21 protein-coding genes are annotated in these 21,909 nt (G+C 62.3%); 8 read left to right on the plus strand and 13 right to left on the minus strand.

Annotation, left to right across the window (positions count from 1 at the left end):
• Window positions 1–112: 112 nt before the first annotated feature.
• Complete coding sequence (locus AC3WOG_RS28980) at window positions 113–904, minus strand: hypothetical protein (protein ID WP_492581251.1); 792 nt, start codon at window positions 902–904, stop codon at window positions 113–115.
• 375 nt (window positions 905–1,279) lie between these two features.
• Between AC3WOG_RS28980 and AC3WOG_RS28985 the strand changes: the two genes are divergently transcribed.
• The gene (locus AC3WOG_RS28985) at window positions 1,280–3,202 is read left to right on the plus strand and encodes an ATP-binding response regulator (protein ID WP_492581252.1); all 1,923 of its coding nucleotides are present in this window, start codon (window positions 1,280–1,282) and stop codon (window positions 3,200–3,202) included.
• A 34-nt stretch (window positions 3,203–3,236) separates the two neighbouring features.
• On the opposite strand, the gene AC3WOG_RS28990 is transcribed toward AC3WOG_RS28985, so the two are convergent.
• The 4 genes from AC3WOG_RS28990 to AC3WOG_RS29005 all read right to left on the minus strand — a co-directional run bounded on the left by AC3WOG_RS28990 (window position 3,237) and on the right by AC3WOG_RS29005 (window position 7,114).
• Window positions 3,237–3,983, minus strand: coding sequence for a response regulator transcription factor (locus AC3WOG_RS28990; RefSeq protein WP_492581253.1), 747 nt, complete (start codon window positions 3,981–3,983; stop codon window positions 3,237–3,239).
• A gap of 499 nt (window positions 3,984–4,482) precedes the next feature.
• Complete coding sequence (locus tag AC3WOG_RS28995) at window positions 4,483–4,662, minus strand: hypothetical protein (RefSeq protein ID WP_492581254.1); 180 nt, start codon at window positions 4,660–4,662, stop codon at window positions 4,483–4,485.
• On the minus strand, window positions 4,637–5,641 hold the full coding sequence (cydB, locus tag AC3WOG_RS29000) for a cytochrome d ubiquinol oxidase subunit II (RefSeq protein ID WP_492581255.1): 1,005 nt from the start codon (window positions 5,639–5,641) through the stop codon (window positions 4,637–4,639). Before cydB ends, AC3WOG_RS28995 begins: the two co-directional genes overlap by 26 nt.
• A 60-nt stretch (window positions 5,642–5,701) precedes the next feature.
• On the minus strand, window positions 5,702–7,114 hold the full coding sequence (locus AC3WOG_RS29005) for a cytochrome ubiquinol oxidase subunit I (protein ID WP_492581256.1): 1,413 nt from the start codon (window positions 7,112–7,114) through the stop codon (window positions 5,702–5,704).
• A 369-nt stretch (window positions 7,115–7,483) separates the two neighbouring features.
• Between AC3WOG_RS29005 and AC3WOG_RS29010 the strand changes: the two genes are divergently transcribed.
• The gene (locus tag AC3WOG_RS29010; protein ID WP_492581257.1) at window positions 7,484–7,753 is read left to right on the plus strand and encodes a hypothetical protein; all 270 of its coding nucleotides are present in this window, start codon (window positions 7,484–7,486) and stop codon (window positions 7,751–7,753) included.
• A gap of 190 nt (window positions 7,754–7,943) precedes the next feature.
• Window positions 7,944–8,765, plus strand: coding sequence for an alpha/beta fold hydrolase (locus tag AC3WOG_RS29015; protein ID WP_492581258.1), 822 nt, complete (start codon window positions 7,944–7,946; stop codon window positions 8,763–8,765).
• 56 nt (window positions 8,766–8,821) lie between these two features.
• Here AC3WOG_RS29015 and AC3WOG_RS29020 read toward each other — a convergent pair whose 3' ends face one another.
• From AC3WOG_RS29020 to AC3WOG_RS29035, 4 genes are read right to left on the minus strand one after another with little or no spacing between them, the layout of a single operon-like run.
• A complete protein-coding gene (locus AC3WOG_RS29020) occupies window positions 8,822–9,166 on the minus strand; it encodes a cupin domain-containing protein (RefSeq protein ID WP_492581259.1) in 345 nt (114 codons plus the stop codon).
• Window positions 9,167–9,200: 34 nt separating this feature from the next.
• On the minus strand, window positions 9,201–10,178 hold the full coding sequence (locus tag AC3WOG_RS29025; RefSeq protein ID WP_492581260.1) for a M14 family metallopeptidase: 978 nt from the start codon (window positions 10,176–10,178) through the stop codon (window positions 9,201–9,203).
• Window positions 10,179–10,186: 8 nt separating this feature from the next.
• Window positions 10,187–11,659: an NAD-dependent succinate-semialdehyde dehydrogenase gene (locus tag AC3WOG_RS29030; protein ID WP_492581261.1), complete on the minus strand. Its 1,473-nt coding sequence runs from the start codon at window positions 11,657–11,659 to the stop codon at window positions 10,187–10,189.
• Between the two features lie 35 nt (window positions 11,660–11,694).
• A complete protein-coding gene (locus tag AC3WOG_RS29035) occupies window positions 11,695–12,777 on the minus strand; it encodes a tartrate dehydrogenase (protein WP_492581262.1) in 1,083 nt (360 codons plus the stop codon).
• A 136-nt stretch (window positions 12,778–12,913) separates the two neighbouring features.
• Between AC3WOG_RS29035 and AC3WOG_RS29040 the strand changes: the two genes are divergently transcribed.
• On the plus strand, window positions 12,914–13,858 hold the full coding sequence (locus AC3WOG_RS29040) for a LysR substrate-binding domain-containing protein (protein ID WP_492581263.1): 945 nt from the start codon (window positions 12,914–12,916) through the stop codon (window positions 13,856–13,858).
• Between the two features lie 56 nt (window positions 13,859–13,914).
• Here the strand turns inward: AC3WOG_RS29040 and AC3WOG_RS29045 are convergent, their stop codons facing one another.
• Together AC3WOG_RS29045 and AC3WOG_RS29050 are read right to left on the minus strand one after the other, a co-directional pair.
• Complete coding sequence (locus tag AC3WOG_RS29045; protein WP_492581264.1) at window positions 13,915–14,613, minus strand: response regulator; 699 nt, start codon at window positions 14,611–14,613, stop codon at window positions 13,915–13,917.
• 4 nt (window positions 14,614–14,617) lie between these two features.
• On the minus strand, window positions 14,618–16,261 hold the full coding sequence (locus tag AC3WOG_RS29050; protein ID WP_492581265.1) for an ATP-binding protein: 1,644 nt from the start codon (window positions 16,259–16,261) through the stop codon (window positions 14,618–14,620).
• Between the two features lie 250 nt (window positions 16,262–16,511).
• Here AC3WOG_RS29050 and AC3WOG_RS29055 point away from each other — a divergent pair, with 250 nt between their 5' ends.
• Complete coding sequence (locus tag AC3WOG_RS29055) at window positions 16,512–16,874, plus strand: DUF2866 domain-containing protein (RefSeq protein ID WP_492581266.1); 363 nt, start codon at window positions 16,512–16,514, stop codon at window positions 16,872–16,874.
• Between the two features lie 134 nt (window positions 16,875–17,008).
• Window positions 17,009–17,347, plus strand: coding sequence for a hypothetical protein (locus tag AC3WOG_RS29060; RefSeq protein ID WP_492581267.1), 339 nt, complete (start codon window positions 17,009–17,011; stop codon window positions 17,345–17,347).
• 142 nt (window positions 17,348–17,489) lie between these two features.
• Here AC3WOG_RS29060 and AC3WOG_RS29065 read toward each other — a convergent pair whose 3' ends face one another.
• A complete protein-coding gene (locus AC3WOG_RS29065; RefSeq protein ID WP_492581268.1) occupies window positions 17,490–18,269 on the minus strand; it encodes a winged helix-turn-helix domain-containing protein in 780 nt (259 codons plus the stop codon).
• Between the two features lie 348 nt (window positions 18,270–18,617).
• Window positions 18,618–20,927 carry an outer membrane protein assembly factor BamA gene (bamA, locus tag AC3WOG_RS29070; protein WP_492581269.1) on the minus strand — a complete coding sequence of 770 codons (2,310 nt, stop codon included), beginning with the start codon at window positions 20,925–20,927 and terminating at the stop codon, window positions 18,618–18,620.
• A 337-nt stretch (window positions 20,928–21,264) separates the two neighbouring features.
• On the opposite strand from bamA, the gene AC3WOG_RS29075 reads away from it, so the two are divergent.
• Both AC3WOG_RS29075 and AC3WOG_RS29080 read left to right on the plus strand, forming a co-directional pair.
• Window positions 21,265–21,456, plus strand: a complete 192-nt coding sequence (locus tag AC3WOG_RS29075; RefSeq protein ID WP_492581270.1) for a hypothetical protein — start codon at window positions 21,265–21,267, stop codon at window positions 21,454–21,456.
• Window positions 21,449–21,847 carry a hypothetical protein gene (locus tag AC3WOG_RS29080; protein ID WP_492581271.1) on the plus strand — a complete coding sequence of 133 codons (399 nt, stop codon included), beginning with the start codon at window positions 21,449–21,451 and terminating at the stop codon, window positions 21,845–21,847. The genes AC3WOG_RS29075 and AC3WOG_RS29080 overlap by 8 nt, the downstream gene beginning before the upstream one ends.
• The last annotated feature ends 62 nt before the right edge of the window (window positions 21,848–21,909 follow it).

A 21,909-nucleotide genomic window follows, 5' to 3' on the forward strand; every position in this document is an offset into this window, starting at 1 on the left:
CGGTGCGCAACGACAAAAAAAGGCGCATCGTACGTGGCGCGCAGGCCATCTGTGCTGCTTCTGCTGTGTTCTGGAAAGCCGGCGACCGGACGGAGCCGTTTGTTCAGGGCAATTAGGCGGCCACTTCATTCATTTCGCTGTCGCTCGATTCGGCGGCGAGCAGGTTCAGTACGAGCAGAATCGCGGCACGATTGTCCAGGTCGATCTCGATGCCGAGCACGTCGGTGAGCCAGCGGCCGATCTTGGTGTTGGAAAAATCGGCGGCATTGGCCGTCTTTTTCATGGTGACGCCGAGTTTGACGGCGCGATAGTGATATGAGGGCACACGATGCTGAGCCGCGACGGCCGACAGACCGCCTTTACCTTCCGAGCACCAGCCGAGGCTGCCGGCCAGCACAATGCGCTCGGGTTCGTCGAGGCTTTCGATAAAGGCGCGCGCCGCGCACCGCACGCGCTGTTCGTCGAGGCCATGCTGCAACAGCACGCTTTCGACCGGGTCTTCCAGCGCATGCGCGTGCAGATCGATTTCCTGCACCATGCCTTCGTTTTCCATCGACACGTTGCGCTGGTGGCCCGCGCTGCGCAGGCAGTCGATCAGATAGCGGCGAAAGTACGCGCACAGTGCGTAGCCGTTGGACGGCGCGCTGTCGGCGCAGGCATGGGTTTCCGTGTGACCGGGCGCGAGACGCAGCACCTTCGAGTAGATGAACTGCGCGACCAGTTCTTCCTTGTCTTCGCCGAGCGCCTGCAATTCGAGCGGGTGATAGGTCCGCAGCGCCCGCCTGACCAGCTCGACCATCGACACCATTTCATCGGCGGACAGCTGGGTACGCCGGCGCCACAGGTCGGGCAGGATCGCCTCGTCGAGATTGCGGACGAACTCGTGGCTCGGAACTGCGCCCATGAAAGCCTCCATAAGGGGTAAGGCAAGGAGCGCGGTGCGCCTGAACTGCAGTCGGGCAAAGGGTGGTTGAAGATTTGAAGCCGCGCTGGAATGTGAAACCAGTATGGTTTCCGGCGACGGCTTCGCCTATATGGATTAAGTGGTAGCTGATGGGTAAACTGCTGGGTAAACCATCTCAAAAACCAATTCAAAAGAGCGCTTGCCGGGCCGTCTTACCCGTTGTCGCGCGCAGTGCGCTGCACCAAAACGCTGCGCGCACGCAAACGAACCATGCCGCACCTGTGCGCAGCACCGCCGGCCCGCGACGCCTGCTTCGCGGCTGACGCTTCGCGCCACGCCATCGAATTTGCCGTGCCCGACCAAGGAGACCACACGATGCGGGCCGACCCCATGCAGCATGCGATCGACGAAGACCTGGTGCGAGTGCTGTATGCCCAGGACCCGATCGCGTTTTTTTCGCACTGGTTTTCGATCGCCGTGCTGGTGGCGATCTACTGGCCGAAGCCACCGTCGCCGGCGCTGTTCATCGCGTGCTTCGGGTTCTATGCCGCGGCCAATTGCGCCGGCCTCGCGCTGTGGATCTGCAATCGCCGCTATCCGAACCTCGTGACGCCGCGCGCGTGGATCAATCTGCATGCATTGCGCGGCATGCTGCTGTACAGCGCGCCGGGCGTCGCGGTCTGGTTCGCGTTCCAGAGCCCGCAAACCGACTTGCCGCTGCTGCATACCGTGATGATGGTCACCTTGGCGGCGGGCGTGTTCATGGCGAACGGCTTCGATCTGCTGAACTTTTCGACTTCGATTCCCTTCCTGCTGTTGCCGTCGATCGTGTTGCATTTCGGCTCGCATACGTTCGACCGCACGATTCTCGCGATCGTCCTCGCGTTTTTCTTCTGTGCGATCAACGTCTATGCGTTGAGTTATCGCAAGCTGTTCCAGCGTGTCGTGCAGGCGCGGGTGGATCAGCAATATCTGGCGGAGTCGCTGGCCGCGCAAAAGCGTGTCGCCGAAGAAGCCAGTCTCGCCAAAACGCGTTTTTTTGCCGCCGCGAGCCACGACTTGCGCCAGCCGCTGCACGCGATCGGCCTGCTGGCGGCCTCGCTCAACGATGCGGCGGCGACGCCCGTGCAGCATGCGAAGACCGCCGAGCACATCGTCTATAACGTGGAGGCGCTGAACCAGTTGTTCAATCAGGTGCTCGATCTGGCCCGGCTCGAAAGCGGTGTGACCCAGGTGCTTCGTCTGCATTTCCGGCTCTCCGAACTGTTCGAGCGGGTCGGCAGCCAGTATCGGCCACAGGCGGCGGCCAAAGGGCTGGCGCTGCGGATCGCGCCGACCGCGATGGTGGTGCACGACGATCCGGTGCTGCTCGAACGCGTGCTGAGCAATCTGCTCTCGAATGCGGTGCGCTATACCGACGAGGGCGCGATCTGGATGGGCTTGCGCCGCTCGGGGCAGCCTTCGGGCGGCTATATCGAGGTGCGCGATTCGGGCATCGGCATCCCGCCCGAAGAACATGAGCGCATTTTCGAGGAGTTCTATCAGGTGGCCAATCCACAGCGCGACGCGCGCCAGGGACACGGCCTGGGATTGCCGACGGTGAAACGGCTGGTCGGTTTGCTCGGCGGCGAATTGCAGGTGCGCTCGGCGCCGGGCCGTGGCTCGGTGTTCCGCTTTCCGGTGCAGGCGGGCGAGGCCGGCGGGATTGTCGCGAGTCTGAACGAAGCGGTGACGGGCGGTCCATCGGCGCAGGGGCGGCGCGTGCTGTGCATCGACGACGACCCGTCGATTCTCGAAGGCCTCGCCAGTCTGCTGGCGCGCTGGGGTTGCAGCGTGCGCGGCGCACGCGACGAAGCCGACGCGCTCAGGGCGCTTGGCGACGGCTTCGTGCCGGATGCCGTGTTATGCGATTACCAGTTGGCGAACCATCGGACCGGCGCGCAGGCGCTGAAGGCCGTGCGCAATGTGCTCGCGCATGGCGGCCACGACGGCGTGGTGACGCTGCTGATCACCGGCGATATGGCGTCGGCGGAACTCGCGGCGCTGGCCTTGCAGGGGATTCCGGTGCTGCACAAACCAGTCACGCCGGCGCGTTTGCGGCGCACGCTGGAAATGCTGTGGCAACAGGCCGAACTGGATAAGGGGCGGGCGGCGGCCACCGTCGAGCGGCGTGCCGGCGAACCGCAGAGATCGCAGAGCGGAGCGAGGAGCGAAACCAGGAACGAAACGAGCAGCGAGTCGGAAAGCCAAACGCAGAATCAGACGCAGAGCCAATCCCAGAGCGAGTCGCAAAAGTAGGCAGCGCGTACGCTGCCTACCGCGGCAGGTGCCGCTACAGGGTTTTCCCGGCTTCCAGCCAGCCGTTGATCACGGCGATCGCCGTCGAGCGGTTGTGCACGCCCAGCGCCCGGAAGATCACCGACAGATGCACCTTGACCGTGCCTTCGGCGACCCCCAGTTCACGCGCGATCATCTTGTTGGTCCAGCCGCGATGGACGAGCCGCATGATGTCCTGCTGCCGCGGCGACAGGTTCTCCAGCAAGTGCTGCTGGTGCGGCTGCAACGCCTGGATTTGCACGATGGGTTCGGTCAGTGAGGCGCCCGCCTGGCCGGACGCCTGAGCGGACGCCTCAGCCGGCACTTCGGCATGCAGAGGGGCGGCCTGTGCCTCGCGCGAGCCCAGCAGGCTAAGCGCTTCCATCGGCACGTATGCACCGCCTGACAGCACCAGCTCGATCGCCTTGAGCATGACGCTGGCGGGCTGCCGCTTCGGCACGAAGCCGAGCGCGCCGGCTGCGAGCACTGCGCGCATTTCGTCGGGCGATTCTTCGGCGGAGAGCACGACCACCGGCAATGCGGGGTTCGCCTTCAACAGCACTTCCAGCGATGAGGCGCCGCTCATTCCCGGCATATGCAGATCGACGATCGCGAGATCGTGATCGGCGTCGGGCCGCGCCGCGGCGGCAAGGGTTTCCCAGCTGTCGGCCTCGTCGAATTGGGCATCGGGATCGAGCCCGCGCAACAGCCCCTTGACGCCTTGCCGGATCAGTTCATGGTCGTCGGCCACTAGAAACTTCATGATGTCTCCGCGAGTCGGGCCTGCGCGTTGTGGACTACCGCCGTTGTGCTGCTCGTTGTACTTCGATTGAGCCGCTCAGCTTGTGGCTGTGGTTGTGCCGATGCAGGCGCGGATGGTGCGACCCCCGTCGCACACCCGTCCGTCAGTCCGCCGCGGGTTGCGTCATGCCGCGGCGTGTGGCCTTTTCTTTGCTGCGAGCCCCCTTGACGGCGGAGGCTACTCCCTGTGAATCCCGTCATCGCTTGCTACCCCGCGATCATAAGCCGATCGGTGGTGCGGCGCGCCTTGCGGGTTGCCGCTTAAGTGACCTCTAAGTGTCTATTTGACAATTTGTACGATCGCCGGCGGGTTCGATGAACCAGCGTTTCAGGTAAGGCAGGTCTCCCGCGCATAGGTTCCGGCTTGCTACGTAGACGAGCCGCATGCCCCGTTTTTTTAAGCCGTCCATGCAGGATTCCGAAGGTTATGCGCGGCGGGTGAAATCACGCCAGACAAGGCTCTATTTGACAGCAAAAAGCGTCAGTTTCATTAGAAGCTTGAACGCATAACCGAGCGACATCGCCGAGGCCACGCCGAAGCACCACAGCGCGACGAACCACAACCAGCCCGGTAGTTTGCGGACGGATTGGCGAGCGGCATGGCCGCCCGAGTGCTTAGTGATAGTGATGTTGGTCGCCATGACGCACCTTGCCGCGAAATACCCAATAACCCATCGTCGTATAGCCGATGATGATCGGCAGAATCACTGCCGCGCCGACCAGTGTGAACATCTGGCTCGAGCGCGGCGCGGCTGCTTGCCAGAGCGTCATGCTCGACGGAATCGCATACGGCCACAGGCTCACCAGCAGCCCGAGGTAGCCGAGCAGCACCAGCGCCAATGCCAGCACGAATGGCGTGTTGTGATGCCGCTCGCGCACCGCGCGACGCATGAAGAACGCGCAGATCGCCACGAGGAACGGCACCGGCAGCAGGCGGTAGAACAGGCCGTCGTCGAACCAGCGTTGCGCGATATTCGGATCTTGCAACGGCGTCCACAAGCTGACTATCGCGATGAACCCGAGCAGCACGATCGTCAGCGGCCACACCACCCGATGCAGGCGGCGTTGCAGATCGCCTTCGGTCTTCGCGACCAGCCAGCAGCAGCCGAGCAACGCATAGGTGACGATCAGACCCAGACCCGTCAGCAGACTGAACGGCGTGAGCCAGCCGAAGGCGTCGCCGGCATAGGCGCCATCGACCACCGGAATGCCTTGCAGGAATGCGCCCAGCACGATGCCCTGGAAGAACGTCGCACCCGCCGAGCCGCCGATGAACGCCAGATCCCACATATGCTTTGTGCGCTTGGCCTTGGCGCGAATCTCGAACGACACGCCGCGAAAGATCAGGCACGCGAGCATGAAGATCAGCGGCAGATAGAGCGCGGACAGCACGGTCGAATACACCACCGGAAATACCGCGAACAGGCCCGCGCCGCCGAGCACCAGCCAGGTTTCGTTGCCGTCCCACACCGGCGCGACGGTGTTCATCATCAGGTCGCGTTCCTGTTCGTCAGGGAAGAACGGAAACACGATGCCGATGCCCAGATCGAAGCCGTCGAGCACCACATACATGAACAGGCCCAGTGCGATGATCGCGGCCCACACTACGGTTACATCCATTTTCTATCTCGTCAGCAGGTAGTGAAGCGGGTAGGGAAGCCGGTTGGAAAGCCGTTACGCTCAGGCGGCGTCGATCAGCTGATCGGCGGCGGACAGCGGGCGGCGCGCGGTGTGATCCGGCGAGTGTTCCGGCACGCCGTGCGGCGTCTGCCCCGGCAGCGCCGGGCCCGAGCGCATCAGCTTGAGCATGTAATAGATGCCGGTGCCGAACACCAGCAAGTAGACGACCACGAACGCCATCAGCGAGATGCCGACCTGCTGCGTGGTGAGCGGCGACACGGCTTGCGAGGTGCGCATCACGCCATACACCACCCACGGCTGACGGCCTGCCTCAGTGGTGACCCAGCCGGCCAGCAATGTGATGAAACCGGTCGGTCCCATCACCACCGCGAGCCGCTGGAACCACTTCGCCTCGAACAGCCGGTCGCCACGGCGCAGCACCCACGCGGCCACCGACATCAGAATCATCAGCACGCCAAGCCCGGCCATGATGCGGAAGCTCCAGAACACCACGGTCGAGTTCGGCCGGTCTTGCGGCGCGAATTCCTTCAGGCCGCGAATCTCGCCATCCCAGCTATGCGTGAGGATCAGGCTGCCGAGGTGCGGGATCGACACCGCATAGCGCGTCGTTTCCGCCTGCATGTCCGGAATGCCGAACAGGTTCAGCGCGGTGCCGCCTTTCTCGGTTTCCCACAGACCTTCGATCGCGGCGATCTTGGCCGGCTGATACTTGCGCGTGTTCAAACCGTGCTGATCGCCGACGAACGCCTGGACCGGCGTGAGGATCAGCAGCAGCCAGAGCGCCATCGAGAACATCTTCCTGACTGCCGGGTCGCGCCGTCCGCGCAACAGATGCCACGCGCCCACCGCCGACACCACCAGCCCCGCGACGATAAATGCCGCCAGCGCCATGTGCGCCAGCCGGTACGGGAACGACGGATTGAAAACGATCTTGAACCAGTCGAGCGGCACGACCTGGCCGTTGACGACTTCGAAGCCTTGCGGCGTCTGCATCCAGCTATTCGAGGCGAGGATCCAGAAGGTCGAGATCAGCGTGCCGATCGCCACCATCAGCGTCGCGCCGAAGTGAGCGCGCGGACTCACGCGCTGCCAGCCGAACAGCATGATGCCGAGGAAACCCGCTTCGAGGAAGAACGCGGTCATCACCTCGTACATTAGAAGCGGCCCCGTGATAGGACCGGCAAAACTGGAGAAGCCCGACCAGTTGGTGCCGAACTGATAGCTCATCACGACGCCGGAGACGACGCCCATACCGAAGGCGACTGCGAAGATCTTCGACCAGAACAGGCAAAGATCTTTGTAGTACGCCTTGCCGGTTTTGAGCCAGCGCCATTCGAGTACGGCGATGAAGCTGGCGAGGCCGATGCTCAGCGCCGGAAAAACGATATGAAACGAGACGGTGAACGCAAACTGAATGCGGGCGAGATCGAATGCCGTGAGTGCGGAGTTCATAAGCGTGAAGTGCGTGATGCCCGTGGGCGGACTACGCGCGCCGACCGTTGTCGATGCGCACTGCGCTGGGCAGATGGCGCAAGAGTAGGGGATGGCGGAACTTTTTGCTGCGGCGCGACGTGCGTCAAAAAACCGCGTTGTTTTGTGCTGAATCTGGTTTTTGAGACGCTAAATCGTTGATGAATATCAAGTTTTCCTGATTGCGTACTTGCGCGCGTTGCCACTGTTTGACGTGCCCACTGCGTCAATCGACCGCGCTGCAGCAACGTGGTTCACGCCCGGAAGCCCACAGATGATCAGGTGTTTCATCGTGGGGGAAGTACCGGGCCTGCTGGAGTCGTACAGAGGTATGCAGTTGAAGATGCCTCGATGGGCGATGTGCAGGGCGGTCCCGAATCGGCGTTTCCCCCTGCTGCGTTGAATGTCAAACCTGTAGCCGCGTTCGCCGGCTATGCGATCGAAATAAACAGTTGCTTGCCACACGCGGCCGCGTACCTGCGCAACGCATCATCAGCAAAGGTCGGCGGCATGAGAGGCATGGCCAGGCCGGGGATCGAACGACGGGAAGAGGGCGGGCGCAGGACCGCGATGAACGGTTACGACGGCGTCGGCACCACTATGTGTTCGCTTGAGCAATAACGCCGCCGCCGGCGATTTTCTACTAGCCTGTTAGCTAGCCAACCGGATCGTTTGCTTCTACCATGCGACGGACGTCGCAACGTGTGCGATCCGTGCCGGGCAGCCTGCTTGAGTCGCGCGAATGGTTTGAAAAGACACGCTTCATCCACCTGCCGGCGACGGCAGACTTCACCCCAACAGGAGTCGAAAGATGAGCACGATCACCACGAAAGACGGTACGCAGATTTTCTACAAGGACTGGGGCAGCGGCCGTCCGGTCGTGTTCTCGCATGGCTGGCCATTGTCCGCGGACGCCTGGGATGCCCAGATGCTGTTCCTCGGCAGCAAGGGTTTTCGCGTGATCGCGCACGACCGGCGCGGCCATGGCCGTTCGAGCCAGCCGTGGGACGGCAACGACATGGATACTTACGCTGACGATCTGGCCGCGCTGATCGAGCATCTCGACCTGAAGGACACAACGCTGGTCGGCCATTCGACCGGCGGCGGCGAAGTCGCGCACTACATCGGCCGTCACGGTACGACGCGCGTTGCGAAAGCCGTGCTGATCGGCGCCGTGCCGCCGCTGATGCTCAAGACCGAGGCGAATCCCGGTGGCTTGCCGATCGAGGTGTTCGATGGCATCCGCAAGGGTGTTGTGGACGACCGCTCGCAGTTTTTCAAGGACCTGGCGCTGCCGTTCTACGGCTACAACCGCCCGAGTGCGAAAGTGTCGCAAGGCGTGATCGATTCGTTCTGGGCACAGGGCATGGCAGGCTCGATCAAAGGGCTATACGACTGCATCAAGCAGTTCTCCGAAGTCGACTACACGGAAGATCTGAAGAAGATCGACGTGCCGACGCTGGTGCTGCACGGCGACGACGATCAGATCGTGCCGATCGACGCGGCGGGCCGCAAGAGCGCAACGATCGTGAAGAATGCGACGCTCAAGGTCTATCCGGGTGGCCAGCACGGCATGTGCACGGTCGAGGCGGATAAGGTGAATGCCGATCTGCTGGCGTTTTTAGGCGCTTAAGTCATGCGGGCGGGCGCGGCGCGTGCTGGCTCACGCACACCGCGTCTGCCCCGGTTTCAAAAAATCACGTAGACCTTGCGCATGGTCTCTTCGACTTCCCAAAGCCCGTCCGTGTTGGCTTCGAAGAACAGCGTGTCGCCACTTGCAAAGTGCACGGTCTCCTCGTTATCAGGTGTGAACCGTCCACGGCCCGCGATGAAGTGCATCACTTCGGCCTGCTTCACTGAACGGCGGTAGGTGCCCGCCGTGCACTCGAAAATACCGGTGTCGATGGATTCGCTGCCCTTGATCACCCGCTGCACGCCCGACACCTGAATCGGCGTCGTGCCGGGCAGTCCTGCTGTGCCCCAATCCTCGAGGTTCTGCAGATTCACGCTTTGTTTGATGTGTTGAACCTTCATGCTCACGTTGCCTTTTGAATGTGCGGGAGTCAGCTCACCGGCTGTTTGCGATGGTTTGTTCGACCTTGCCTAGCCGCACGACGGTGACGCCCGGACGCAGTTGCCGCAGCGACGGCATCACAAGCATGCAGTTGTCGTATGGCGTGAGCACGGGCGCGCCGTTCGACCAGCCGATCACGGCGCCGGCTTGCGGAAAAATTTCCAGCCCGGTGTAGGGCGCCGCAAAACGAAAATCCATGCTCTCGGCCACCACCGGTTGCGTCACGCGTACGATGTGTTGACCGGACGGCAGCGGTGCAATCCATCCGGCCGGCAGATCCGCCTCGTCGACCACGCCCGCCAGCAGCAGAAAACGCGCGGTCGTATCGCGCGCGACCGCAACCGCGCTCTGTTCCCAATGCTGGCCGCACTCGATCAGCAGCGCGTTTTTCGAGCTGTCCGGCTCACCGAACCCTTCGTAATCGCGCATCCGCCGGCCTTCCGGATGACCCTCGTCGCAGATCACGGTGGCCGGTGTGCCGAGCCTTACCGCAAGGTCGATTCCTTTCTGCAACGGTCCCGAGACGATCAGCGGCGCGCTTTTCTCGTGCATCGAATGAAGATCGAGCAGGGCGTCGACGCTGTCGATCACCGGCCGCATTTCTCGCGCGCGGGCCAGTTCGCTGGACGTGCGCGACGTATCGTCGAGCACCGCGGCGGTCCACACGCGATTGAAGTCCTGGTCGACGAAACGGGCCGCGTCGGGCTTCGCGGGATCGAAGCTGCGATACGCGGCGACGTTCGCAAAGGCCAGCGTCAGGCGTCCGCGCCGCGGCCTCAAACCACGGCGCAGCAATGCGTCCACGACGATCGCGCCGCACACTTCGTTGCCGTGCGTCAGCGCGTTGATCATCACGTGCGCTCCCGGCGCGCCCGAGTCGAACGTATGGACGTAGGCAATGCCGGACGGCGAGTGTTCATGCGCCGAAATGTCGGGGAATTCGACTTCGATGGGATAGGCCTCGGTGCTCATTTCGGTGCTCATTCGAGATTGCCCTGGCAGAGGTATTTGATCGACAGATAGTCGTCCAGACCGTACTTCGAGCCTTCGCGTCCGTAGCCCGATTCCTTCACGCCGCCGAACGGCGCGGCCTCGCTCGCGACCGCGCCTTCATTGATACCGACGATGCCGGCCTCGAGTGCGCGCGACACGCGGTCGATGCGCTTCACGCTTTCGCTGTAGAAATACGCAGCGAGGCCGAACGGCGTGTCGTTGGCGGCCTGGACGGCTTCGGCTTCGTCGTCGAAACGGAACAGCGGCACGATCGGACCGAAGGTTTCTTCGCTATTCAACTGCATGTCCGCGGTGGCGTCGGCGAGCACGGTGGGCGCGTAATAGTGCGCGCCCAGTTCGGGCAGGCGCTTGCCGCCGGTCAGCACGCGCGCGCCGTGCGACACGGCGTCGTCGACGTGGCGGGCGATCTTGTCGAGCGCACGTGGGTTGATCATCGGGCCGATCTGCGCGGCGGGATCGGTGGCGGGCGCGACCTTCAACGAGCCGACACGCTCGGCCAGCATGCCAGCAAAACGCTCGTACACACCCGCCTGCACATACACGCGATTCGGACACACGCAGGTCTGGCCGCCATTGCGAAACTTGGCGGCAAGCAGGCCGGTGACGGCAGCGTCGAGGTCCGCGTCGTCGAACACGATGAAGGGCGCGTTGCCGCCCAGTTCCAGCGACAGTTTCTTGAGCGTTTCCGCCGATTCGCGTGCGAGATATTTGCCGACCGGCGTCGAGCCTGTGAAGGTGATCTTGCGCACGCGCGCGTCATGCAGCCAGTCCGCGACGGTCGCAACCGCGTGATCGCGCGACGCCGTGATCAGGTTCAATACGCCCGCCGGCACGCCGGCTTCGTGCGCGAGCAGGACCAGCGCCGAGGCGGTGAGCGGCGTGTCTTCGGCGGGTTTGGCGATCACCGTGCAACCGGCGGCGAGCGCCGGGGCGATCTTGCGCGCGATCATCGCGAGCGGAAAGTTCCACGGCGTGATCGCCGCGACGATGCCGATCGGCTCCTTCACGGCCGTCATGCGCTTGCCGCGCTGCTGCTGCGGAATCAGATCGCCGTAGATGCGGGTGGCCTCGTCAGCGAACCAGGCGACGTACGATGCGCCGTACGCCACTTCGCCTTTGCCTTCGGCAAGCGGCTTGCCCTGTTCGAGCGAGATCAGCGCGCCGAGCGCGTCCTGATTCGCGACGATCAGCGCATGCCAGCGGTGCAGCACCGCCGCGCGTTGTTTCGGCAGCCATGCGCGCCACGCCGGCAGCGCGCGGGCGGCGGCGTCGGTGGCGGCGCGTGCGTCGGCCGGACTGCTGTCGGCGACCTGGGCGATCGTTTTGCCGGTGGCCGGATCGGTGACGGCAAAGCGTGCGCCTTCTTGCGCCGGCATCCAGTGTCCGTCGATGAAATTGTCGGAGCGAATCAGCTCGCTCAGTTCAAAAGTACGTGCCATACGGTTCCCCTTGATTCTCCTTTGCTCAACGTCGCTTAAGCCAGTTTCGCCGCGATCGCCTGGCCGACCTCGGTCGTGCTCGCCTTGCCGCCGAGATCGCCGGTATGCGGACCTTCGATCAGCGTTGCTTCGATCGCCGCCAGAATCGCGTCGTGCGCCTCGCGTTCGCGGCCTTCGTGATTGCCGAGGAAGTCGAGCATCATCGCGGCCGACCAGATCATCGCGATCGGATTGGCGATGTTCTTGCCGGCGATGTCGGGCGCCGAGCCGTGCACCGGTTCGAACAGCGAAGGAAACTTGCGATCGGGATTCAGGTTGCCCGAGGGCGCGAGGCCGATCGTGCCGGTGCAGGCCGGACCGAGATCGGACAGGATGTCGCCGAACAGATTGGTCGCCACGACCACGTCGAAGCGGTCCGGGTTCAGCACGAAACGCGCGCAGAGAATGTCGATGTGCTGCTTGTCCCACGTCACATCCGGGTACTGCGCCGCGATGCCGGCCGCGCATTTGTCCCACCACGGCATGCTGATCGCGATGCCGTTGCTCTTCGTCGCGACAGTGATCTTCTTGCGCTCGCGCCGTTGCGCGAGATCGAACGCGAACTTCAGCACGCGCTCGCTGCCGTGCCGCGTGAACACGGACTCCTGCAACACGAATTCGCGCTCCGTGCCTTCGAACATCACACCGCCCACCGACGAATACTCGCCCTCGGTGTTCTCGCGCACGATCCAGAAATCGATGTCGCCGGCCTTGCGCCCCGCGAGCGGCGAAGGCACGCCGGCAAACAGACGGGCAGGGCGCAGGTTGATGTACTGATCGAATTCGCGCCGGAACTTCAGCAGCGAGCCCCACAGCGAGATGTGGTCGGGCACCGTGTCGGGCCAGCCGACCGCGCCGAACAGAATCGCGTCGGCGGATTGCAGTTGGGCTTTCCAGTCGTCCGGCATCATCTTGCCGTGCTGCGCGTAGTACGCGCAGCTCGCCCATTCGACGTGCTGGTATTCCAGTTCGATGCCAAAGCGCTTGCCGACGATATCCAGCACGCGGACGGCTTCCGGCATCACTTCGACACCGATGCCGTCGCCGGGGATGACTGCGATCCGATATTTCTTCGACATGTTCCTGCTCCTCCAACGGGGCTTTCGAGGTTTCGACAGCGGTTATTTTATTCCAGTCAATTAAGCTTAGAATGGTCGCTTTAGTTAAGCCACTGTGCACGATTCGTGTACAAACTCATGTGCAAGTAAACGACCTATGAACACCGTCCCATCACCCGATCTCGGCGATTTGCGCGTGTTTTGCGAAGTGGCGCGCAAATCGAGTTTCAGCGCGGCGGCCGAGGCTTTGTCGGTCTCGGCGGCGTACGTCAGCAAAAGAATCAATGTGCTCGAGACTACGCTCGGCACGAAACTGTTGCACCGTTCCACGCGGCGAGTCGCGATCACGGAAGCGGGTGAGCGGGTCTACACATGGGCCGAAAAAATTCTCGACGACGTCGAGCAGCTCGTTGAAGACGTCTCCACCACCCGCCGCATCCCGGGCGGCAAGTTGCGCATCTCCAGCAGCTTCGGCTTTGGCCGCCGTTACGTGGCGCCCGCGCTCGCCCGTTTCTCGGACCGGTTTCCGCAGCTGAGCGTGCGGCTCGATCTGTTCGACCGCCTCGTCGACGTGGGCGCCGAGGGCTTCGACCTCGATATCCGGATCGGCGACGAAATTGCCGCGCATCTGATCGCGAAGCGGCTCGCGTCGAATCATCGGGTATTGTGCGCGTCGCCCGAGTACCTCGCGCGGCACGGCACGCCGCGGCAACTCGCCGATCTGTCGTCGCATGCGTGTCTCGCGATCAAGGAGCGCGATCATCCATTCGGTCTCTGGCGTTTAACAACGCGCGGCGAAACGGTGTCGATCAAGGTCACCGGGCCGTTGTCCACCAATCACGGCGAAGTGGCCGTGCAATGGGCGTTGGCCGGTCGCGGAATCGTGCTGCGCTCGATGTGGGACGTGCGGCCGCTGCTCGAAAGCGGCCAGTTGCAGCAGATACTTCCTGATGTCAGCCAACCCGCGAACCTGTGGGCGGTGTATCCGGCGCGGCTCGCGCAATCGGCAAAGGTGCGGGTGTGCGTCGACTTTCTGAGCGAGGAATTCGCGCAATGGAGCCCGCCGCCTGAGCCAGCAACGGCGGCGGGCCAGGCGAGCTGAATTCGAACATGGCTCGCGCCGGATGAGGACGGCATTGAGTCATCCGCTCGTATCGATCAGATTTCCAGACGGTAACCCACGCCGTACACGGACGCGATCGGCTCGCTGTCCGGCCGTGCTCCCTGCAGCTTGCGGCGCAGGTTCTTGATATGGCTGTCGACGGTGCGGTCGGTGACCACCCGGTGATCCGCGTAGAGGTGGGTCAGCAGGTAGTCGCGAGAAAAAATGCGTCCCGGCGATTTCATCAGTAGCGCGAGGAGCCGCAATTCAAGCGGCGTGAGCTTGAGCTCCTTGCCGTCGAGTAAAGCAAGATGAAACTGCTCGTCGACTTCGAGACCGCGTGGCGCCTGCGGCAAACCGTCCGCAGCGGCGGCGGCAGGCATGGCACGGCGCAGGATCGCCTTGACGCGCGCGACCACTTCGCGCGGACTGAACGGTTTGCAGACGTAGTCGTCGGCACCGATCTCGAGACCCAGCAGGCGGTCGATTTCGTCGATACGCGCGGTCAGGATAATGACGGGCAATGCCGAAAATTGCCGTAGCTCGCGGCAGATATCCATGCCGCTGCGCCCGGGCAGCATGAGGTCGAGCAGCATCAGCGCCGGCGGCGTTGAGCGAATGAACGGCATTACGTGATGGCCGTCGTCGAGGATCGTGGTGATGAAACCCTCGAGGTGCAAATAATCTTCGAGCACGGCGGCGAGCTTGGGTTCATCCTCGACGATCAGGATGTGCGAAGGGCGCCCTTCGGTCATGATGTCAGTCTCCTTCCGGCGGAAAGCGGGCAGTGATCCAGACGCCGCCTAGCGGCGAGGCCTTGGCGTCGATCGTGCCGCCATGCGCCGTCACAATAGCGTGGCACAGCGAGAGGCCCAGGCCCGCGCCGCCGTTCTGACGGCTGCGTGATTCGTCCACGCGATAGAAGCGGTCGAACAGATGCCCGAGCGCGGCCTCGGGCACACCGGGCAGCGAGTCCTGCACGTCAAGTTGCCAGCCGCTGGCGCTCTGCGAAAGCGACACCCGCACCTGGCCGTCCGGATCGGTATAACGCAACGAATTTTGCAGCAGATTTTTCAGCAGTTGTACGAAACGCGCGGGATCGACCGCGAAAGTTGTGTTGGCGATTGCCGGCATGCAGGTCAGGTCGAGTTCAATTCGTTTCGCCTTGAACGACTCCCGCATGGCCTCGATCGAAGCCCGCGCCAGTTGCCCGACATGGGTTGGCGTTTTGCGATAACTGAGTGCGCCGACGTCGCTCAGAGAAAGCTCGTATAAATCCTCTATGAGCTTGTTGAGCATGTTCACTTCGGTTTGCAGTGAAATGAGCGAATCGTGATCGAACACATGCACACCGTCTTCTATGGCTTCCAGTTCGCCGCGGAGCACGGCGAGCGGCGTGCGCAACTCGTGTGAAATATCCGCGATGAAATCGCGCCGGGAACGCTCGGCTTTATGCAGCGAATCGGCCAATACGTTGAAGTCGCACGCAAGCCGGCCAAGCTCGTCGCGTCTGCCGGCCGGCACCCGTGCGGTGTAGTCGCCACCGGCAAGGCGATGGGTCGCATTCATCAAACGTCTGACCGGGGCGAGAACGATGCGCGCAAGTACCAGTGCGACTAGCGCCGCGAGCACGACAGCAACGCCCGCGATTTCCAGGGTCGCGCGCTGCTGCTGCGCCTGGAAGGCGATGTCGGCGGCGTCCGAAAGGGTATCGGGCCCGGTCACGGCGAGCCAGCCCACTACCTTGCCGTTGTAGACAACGGGTCTCATCGTGCTGCCGGGTGGCGGAGGCTGGCCGTTGCTCGCCACGAGTTCGTGGCTGGCGTCGTAGAGTGTGACGGGCGGACCCTCGGGTGACGTGTTACGGAGCATGCCGTCATGCGACGGGGACGAAGGGGCTGAAGGGAGCGGCCGGTCATAGCTGCTGTCGCCGCCCACGACACCGCTTGCCGATACACGGTCACGCTCCATCGTGATGCCGGGATTGGACGGCGGCGCCGGCGGCAGGCGCATGCCCCAGTGCGGTCCTTCAGACGGACCCGAGAGCGGTCCGAGCAGTTGCTGAACGCTGCCGCTCCCGGGAAAGCTTCGCCAGGCCGGCGGCTTGCCCAGTTGCGCGGTGGCAAGCTCTTCGCGCAGCGCGTCGTGTGCGGCGCCGTCCAGCAGCGCGAGCCATGCGTCGGGATGCTCGCGCAGGAAATTCCAGTTACCGCGAGCGGCGTATTCACTCGTCACCTTCGCCATGACGGCTTTGATGCGCCCCGCGTTGCGCTCCCGAACGTAATGCAGGAAACCGTTTTCGAAGCTTACGCGCACGGCGTAGCCCATCGTTAAAGAAATCGCCAGGCAAGCGACTAATACCGCGAGGAACATTTTCCAGGTAATGCCAAAGCGCATCTTCATTCGCCGCTGCCGCGCGTGGGAGAGAAAGACCCCGAAAGGGCGGCTCGGGCGAGTACGGATCGTTTCACTTTGCATGGCTGAATTCTAGATGAATGCGACGTCGATCCACCGTTGCCGACGAATCTCCACAACTTCTCCATCCTTTCTTCGTTGTGTCTGCGCGTTGTCTGGATAAGATGGTGTGGCACTTTTACGGTGGCCTGACCAAGAGGCCATATCCGGTGGTCAGTTCCGTCAGTGGAGCAATCTCATGCAAGTTTCCTCACCTGTGAACCGTGCCGTGTCGCGCGGTTTCCGGCCCGGCCGAAAGACAGTCACCGCTGCCGGAGCCCGCGGCAAGGCGGAAAGCGGTGTTAGCGCAGCGCGGGTTACGGACGTCGTGAAGATACGCGGCTGCCGCGTTTCCGCGCCGCTCATGCAACCGTGGGGCGAGTGCTGCCGGATCGTCGAGTGGATCGACCGCAACGGTGAGTACTCTTGCATTGCCGTGCGGGGCGCCGCGACCGAGGCCGAGATCAGGGAGCGCGTGCGGATGCATCGCAACGGTCTGCGCCACACTCTGACGGACGACCCCGCTACGCCTGCGGGCCGCGTGCGTCTGCGGCGCGCCTGAGCGTTGTTGAATCTCGCTGTCGCGGGTATTTCAGTCCAGCGGAAAGGGATGGTAATTTAACCAAAAAACTTCGGTGTCCTATGGCTGTCTGACTTCCAGGCTTAACTTTCGGTGTTTCTTTCGGTGTTTCTTTTATGCGCATCCTTATACTCGTCCTGGCCGTGGCAACGATCTGCTGCCCTTCGATCCGCCATGGTTTGCGCCTGGAGAGCATCAATGCTTTCGCCCGCGGCAACGGCAGCGCTCCCGCGGGCGTCGCGGATGATCTGGGCGGGTGCGCGTCATGGGCCCACTATGCCTCGGGGTTCAGGCCAATTGTTCCGGCGGATTTCCACTACGGATTCGGTGGCCTGCTGGCAGCGACCGGTGACCTGTATGCCGATTATTTCGGCGATATCGACATTATCGATGTGATCGACGCCGCAATGACGTTGCCCATGATGCAGCTAGCGGTGGCGGAAGGTCGCAAATAGCGCTGCATGGCGGCAAGCACGCAAAGTGCCGTGCGATCCCGCTCGCGGGAAACTTTCAGTATCTTCCATCGTGCAGCGTGAGCGTCACGCCTTTTCCACGACGCGCGTTGCAAATCGATCGCTGTTCATATCGACCCGGTCGTCATACGGCCCCAGTGCCTCGTTCGCCAAACTCCCTGTGCCCGGCAAAACCCGCACTTTCGCGCGCACCATGCGAGGGTGGCGACTCCGGCGATGGTACGAACATATAGCCTCGTCCGCGCAAGGTTTGAATGAACCTGGGGGCGGACGGATCTGCCTCTATCACGCCGCGCAAGCGGCAGACCGCAACATCCAGACTGGCCTTCTGGCTCTCAGCCCTTCCTAGCTGGCTGTTGACCATCGAGCGCGTCAATACTCGCATCGGGTTGCTTGCGAACAGCTTGAGTAAGGCAAACTCGCCGGATCGCAGCGAGATTTCGCAGCCGTTCCTGAGCAGCCGGCGCGTGGCGAAGTCTATCTGGTAACTGCCGAACGAAACCTTCTCACGAATTTCCGGCGCGTCGCAAAGCGTCCGGTTGCAGCGTTGCACTGCGCGCTTGATCCTGGCGGTCAATTCGTACGGATCGACGGGATCGACGATATAGTCGTCCGCACCCAATTCGAAAGCGACGATTTTATCGACGATCTCGCCGGAGGTGCTTTGCACGAATATGGGCATGTCGTAGCCCGCTAACCGTAGTTGCCGGAGCGCCTCGCGCGCCTCGATCATCGGCTGCTCGGCGCGCAACAGAATCGCTGACGGACACTCCAGTTCCACCCGGCTGACAAGCTGAGCCGCGCTATACAGTACCGAGAGCGCGATCTGGTTCTTATGAAGGTGAAAGCGCAACTGATCCCGGATTGATGGGTCCGGTTCGACTACAAGAAGGCTGATAGTCATAAATCCGCGTGACCTCCCAACCGGAATCGACGGTTGCAGTCTGTGCGATGTTCACGTTCAGCCATTTCAACCATCCGCTGCTTTGGAACGACATATCGAACTCAGAAAGCGGACCGTACGCAGTCGCTCTGATGATGAGCGAATGATAGGTATCAATGTCGGAGCAACAATGGCGAAATTGAGGAGACTTTGTGAAATCGGAGCAGGAGGGCGAAGATGCTGAGCTTTGAACGGGTTGCGAATCGATTCAGACCTGGCGAGCGCCTGACCACGCGACCGGATGGCGCGTTGGTGCGTTGGTGCGTGTCATGCCCGCGGTCTTCATGCAAAGACCGCGGGCATTCACGATCAGAACGATGTGCCGATCTGAAACTGGAATTTCTGGTACTTGTCGGTGGCATGCTTGATCAGCGGGAAGCCAAGAGACAGCTTGAGCGGGCCGATCGGCGAGATCCACTCGAGACCCGCGCCGTAACTGTACCGCAAGCCGTTGGCGCCCGTGCTGTTGCCTTCGTCGCCCCAGACGTTGCCCGCATCCATGAAGGTGAACACGCGCAGCGTCCGGTCCCAGCCGCTGCCCGGCAGCGGGAACGTCATCTCGACATTGGCCACGACCATCCGCGAGCCGCCGATCGGGTCGCCAGTCGTCTTGTCGGTAGGACCGAGTGAACCCGAATCGTAGCCGCGTACCGAGCCGATGCCACCCGCATAGTAATTCTTGAAGATCGGATACGCCTTTCCCGCGAAGCCGTTGCCGTAGCCGCCTTGAAGATTCAGGCCGAGAATGAAGCCGCGCGCGAATGAATAGTAATACTGCGCCTGAACGTCCGCCTTGTAGTACTCGGTGCCGCCAGCCGGGGTGCCGACTTCGCCATTGCCTTGCAGGAAATAGCCCCGGCTGGGCACCAATGCGCTGTCGCGATTGTCCAGGGCCCAGCCCGTCGTAATGGGCACGTTGTTCACCACATGGCCGAATTCCGCCACGTAGTCCTTGTAGCTCTGAGGTGTCAAGGAATCCGTCGTCAGCCGGTTCTGTTCGATACCGAGGCCGAAATAGACGGTGTCGGCTTCGGAAAACGGAATGCCGAATTTCAGGTCGGCGCCGATGGTCAGGATCCGGAAACTCGTATCGGTGTAGTTATAGAGCGGGTAGGTCGTGCGGTAGTAGACGTCGGTGATCCGCTTGATGCCGTCCACCGTGAAGTACGGATCGGTTTGCGTAACAGTCAGCGTGCGGTAGGTCTTCGCGGTGTTCACGTTCAAGGCGAGGCTGGTGCCCGAGCCGAACACGTTGTCCTGCGAGATACCGGCCGACAACACCACCTTGTCCGTCGACGAGTAGCCCGCGCCCAGCGTAATCGCGCCGGTCGGCTTTTCGCTCACCTTGACGTCCACATCGACCTGATCGGGCGAACCTTCTACCGGGACCGTGGTGACGTCGACATCGGTGAAGTAGCCGAGACGGTTGACCCGGTCTTTCGACAGCGCAAGGCGGTTCGAATCGAACCATGAGCTTTCAAGCTGGCGCATTTCGCGGCGCACCACTTCATCGCGCGTGCGCGTGTTGCCGACCACGTTGATGTGACGCACGTACACACGGCGGCTCGGGTCCACTTGCAGCGTCAGGTCGACCTTATGATGTTCCTGATCGATCTGCGGCTGCGCATTGACGGTGGCGAACGCATAGCCGTACTCGCCGAGCTTGTCGACGACGGCCTTGGTGGCGGCCTGAAGTTTTTCGGCGGAGAAGCGCTCGCCCGGTTTGATCGTGATAAGCTTGGTCAGCTCGGGCTCGCGATCGAGCAGGTTGCCTGCGAGCTTGATGCTCGAAATCGTGTACGGTTCGCCTTCATGCAGCGTGACCGTCAGGTACATTTCCTTCCTGTCCGGCGTAAGCGATACCTGGGTCGACTCGAAGTTGAACTCCAGATAGCCGCGGTTCAGGTAGTACGAGCGAATGTGCTCCAGGTCTCCGGTCAGCTTGTCTTTCGCGTACAGGTCGTTCTTCGTGTACCACGAGAACCAGTTCGGCGTGGACATCTGCATTTCGTCGCGTAACGTGTCCGTGCTGAATGCGCTGTTGCCGATGAAGTTGATCTGGCGGATCTTCGCGCTCGGGCCTTCCGCGACGGAGAACAGCACCGCCACCCGGTTGCGGTCGATCGGCGTGATCGTGGTGGTGACTTCAGCGGCGTAGTAGCCACGCGTCAGGTACTGGCGCTTCAACTCCTGCTCGGCTTTGTCGACCAGCGCCCGGTCGTAGTAACGGCCTCGCGACAGCCCGACCGAACTGAGCGCCTTGGTCAGATTTTCCTTGTCGAATTCGTGAATGCCGGCAAAGTCGATCGTGCCGACCGCCGGTCGTTCCTGAACCTGAACGATGACGGTATGGCCTTCAGTCGAAATGCGCACTTCGTTGAAGAAACCGGTGGCATAGAGTGCGCGAATGGCTTCCGAAGCCTTGTCGTCGCTAAACATGCCGCCTTGCTTGATAGGAAGATAGGCAAACAGGGTGCCGGGTTCGATGCGTTTGAGTCCCTCGATCCGGATATCTTGCACGACGAACGGCTCTGCCGCGTGGGCCGACCCGGCTGTCAGCGTGATGCCGGCGAGCGAGAGCGCGCCCGCGATACGGCTCGTTAAAGCTTGAAGATTCATCTTGGGGTTCTGTCCTGATGCAGCGCGCGAAGCGCAAACGAGAACGCTCGAGCGCGAGCGATGCATTCGAAGCGATGTTCCATGGCTCTGGAAAGCGCGAAGTATAGGATCGCGCTTCCGTGCTATCTGTTACCGAAAACTTTCCGCCCATTAGGGTTGCTAACGTGTGCGTCGCGCCGGCTGCTCGGGCCGGTGCGGATTACAGTGCGAGCGTCGAAATAATGCGTTACAGATCCGAAGGAAGCGTAGGGCACGCGTAACCTGAAGCCGTGCTTGCGCTGGTATCGTCAAATGGTCGGCTTCCGCTACCTGCGTAGCACCATTTGGAGAATTGATCATGATCGAATTTCTTTCACCGGCGATTCTTGCGGCTGTCTTACGCGTCAGCTCGTCGCCGATCTTTTCAGCACGTCTGGCGATGGCGTCGATGCGCACGCTGCGCGACGCGTCCGGCAACACGGTGAGCGCAGCGCAAGGCCGGGCAGTGGACCGTTCCGCGCGCACGCAGGAGGGCGCACGCCGTGCCTGATCCGTCGACCTTCATGCTGAATTCGATCACCAATATGCAGTTGACAGCGGATGGTCAATATCTGCTGATACACGGCAATCAACCCACGGCGGCACTCCACCGTTCGGTGCTCAATGACCTGCTGGTCGCGCTCCCCAACGCAATCGAGCACGCCGACCGCGTGATTCATAACAATCAGGAGATGGGCTTCGCGCTGCACTGCCAGGGTTGGGAAGTCGGCAGACTGAACGGCATGGAAATGGTGGTGATCCGGTTCCGTCTATCCGCTAGCGCGGGGCTATCGTTTTCTTTGCCCGCAGACCAGATTCCGTATCTGCTGCAGGCGCTGGGTGGCGCAGCGGGCGCGGCAGGGGTGGCGGATTCCCGCTCTAACGACGTCACGCTCCAATAGCTTGGCGCGCACTCGCCGCTGTTCATCCTGACGCACGTCAGGGCTTCCGTTCGCCTTGATGC

This window comes from Paraburkholderia sp. FW306-02-B (assembly GCF_058782725.1).

Coding starts and splice junctions, on each gene's coding strand:
- AC3WOG_RS28980 (WP_492581251.1), bottom strand. CDS start 904: ATGGGCGCAGTTCCGAGCCACGAGTTCGTCCGCAATCTCGACGAGGCG.
- AC3WOG_RS28985 (WP_492581252.1), top strand. CDS start 1,280: ATGCGGGCCGACCCCATGCAGCATGCGATCGACGAAGACCTGGTGCGA.
- AC3WOG_RS28990 (WP_492581253.1), bottom strand. CDS start 3,983: ATGAAGTTTCTAGTGGCCGACGACCATGAACTGATCCGGCAAGGCGTC.
- AC3WOG_RS28995 (WP_492581254.1), bottom strand. CDS start 4,662: ATGGCGACCAACATCACTATCACTAAGCACTCGGGCGGCCATGCCGCT.
- cydB (WP_492581255.1), bottom strand. CDS start 5,641: ATGGATGTAACCGTAGTGTGGGCCGCGATCATCGCACTGGGCCTGTTC.
- AC3WOG_RS29005 (WP_492581256.1), bottom strand. CDS start 7,114: ATGAACTCCGCACTCACGGCATTCGATCTCGCCCGCATTCAGTTTGCG.
- AC3WOG_RS29010 (WP_492581257.1), top strand. CDS start 7,484: ATGGGCGATGTGCAGGGCGGTCCCGAATCGGCGTTTCCCCCTGCTGCG.
- AC3WOG_RS29015 (WP_492581258.1), top strand. CDS start 7,944: ATGAGCACGATCACCACGAAAGACGGTACGCAGATTTTCTACAAGGAC.
- AC3WOG_RS29020 (WP_492581259.1), bottom strand. CDS start 9,166: ATGAAGGTTCAACACATCAAACAAAGCGTGAATCTGCAGAACCTCGAG.
- AC3WOG_RS29025 (WP_492581260.1), bottom strand. CDS start 10,178: ATGAGCACCGAGGCCTATCCCATCGAAGTCGAATTCCCCGACATTTCG.
- AC3WOG_RS29030 (WP_492581261.1), bottom strand. CDS start 11,659: ATGGCACGTACTTTTGAACTGAGCGAGCTGATTCGCTCCGACAATTTC.
- AC3WOG_RS29035 (WP_492581262.1), bottom strand. CDS start 12,777: ATGTCGAAGAAATATCGGATCGCAGTCATCCCCGGCGACGGCATCGGT.
- AC3WOG_RS29040 (WP_492581263.1), top strand. CDS start 12,914: ATGAACACCGTCCCATCACCCGATCTCGGCGATTTGCGCGTGTTTTGC.
- AC3WOG_RS29045 (WP_492581264.1), bottom strand. CDS start 14,613: ATGACCGAAGGGCGCCCTTCGCACATCCTGATCGTCGAGGATGAACCC.
- AC3WOG_RS29050 (WP_492581265.1), bottom strand. CDS start 16,261: ATGAAGATGCGCTTTGGCATTACCTGGAAAATGTTCCTCGCGGTATTA.
- AC3WOG_RS29055 (WP_492581266.1), top strand. CDS start 16,512: ATGCAAGTTTCCTCACCTGTGAACCGTGCCGTGTCGCGCGGTTTCCGG.
- AC3WOG_RS29060 (WP_492581267.1), top strand. CDS start 17,009: ATGCGCATCCTTATACTCGTCCTGGCCGTGGCAACGATCTGCTGCCCT.
- AC3WOG_RS29065 (WP_492581268.1), bottom strand. CDS start 18,269: ATGACTATCAGCCTTCTTGTAGTCGAACCGGACCCATCAATCCGGGAT.
- bamA (WP_492581269.1), bottom strand. CDS start 20,927: ATGAATCTTCAAGCTTTAACGAGCCGTATCGCGGGCGCGCTCTCGCTC.
- AC3WOG_RS29075 (WP_492581270.1), top strand. CDS start 21,265: ATGATCGAATTTCTTTCACCGGCGATTCTTGCGGCTGTCTTACGCGTC.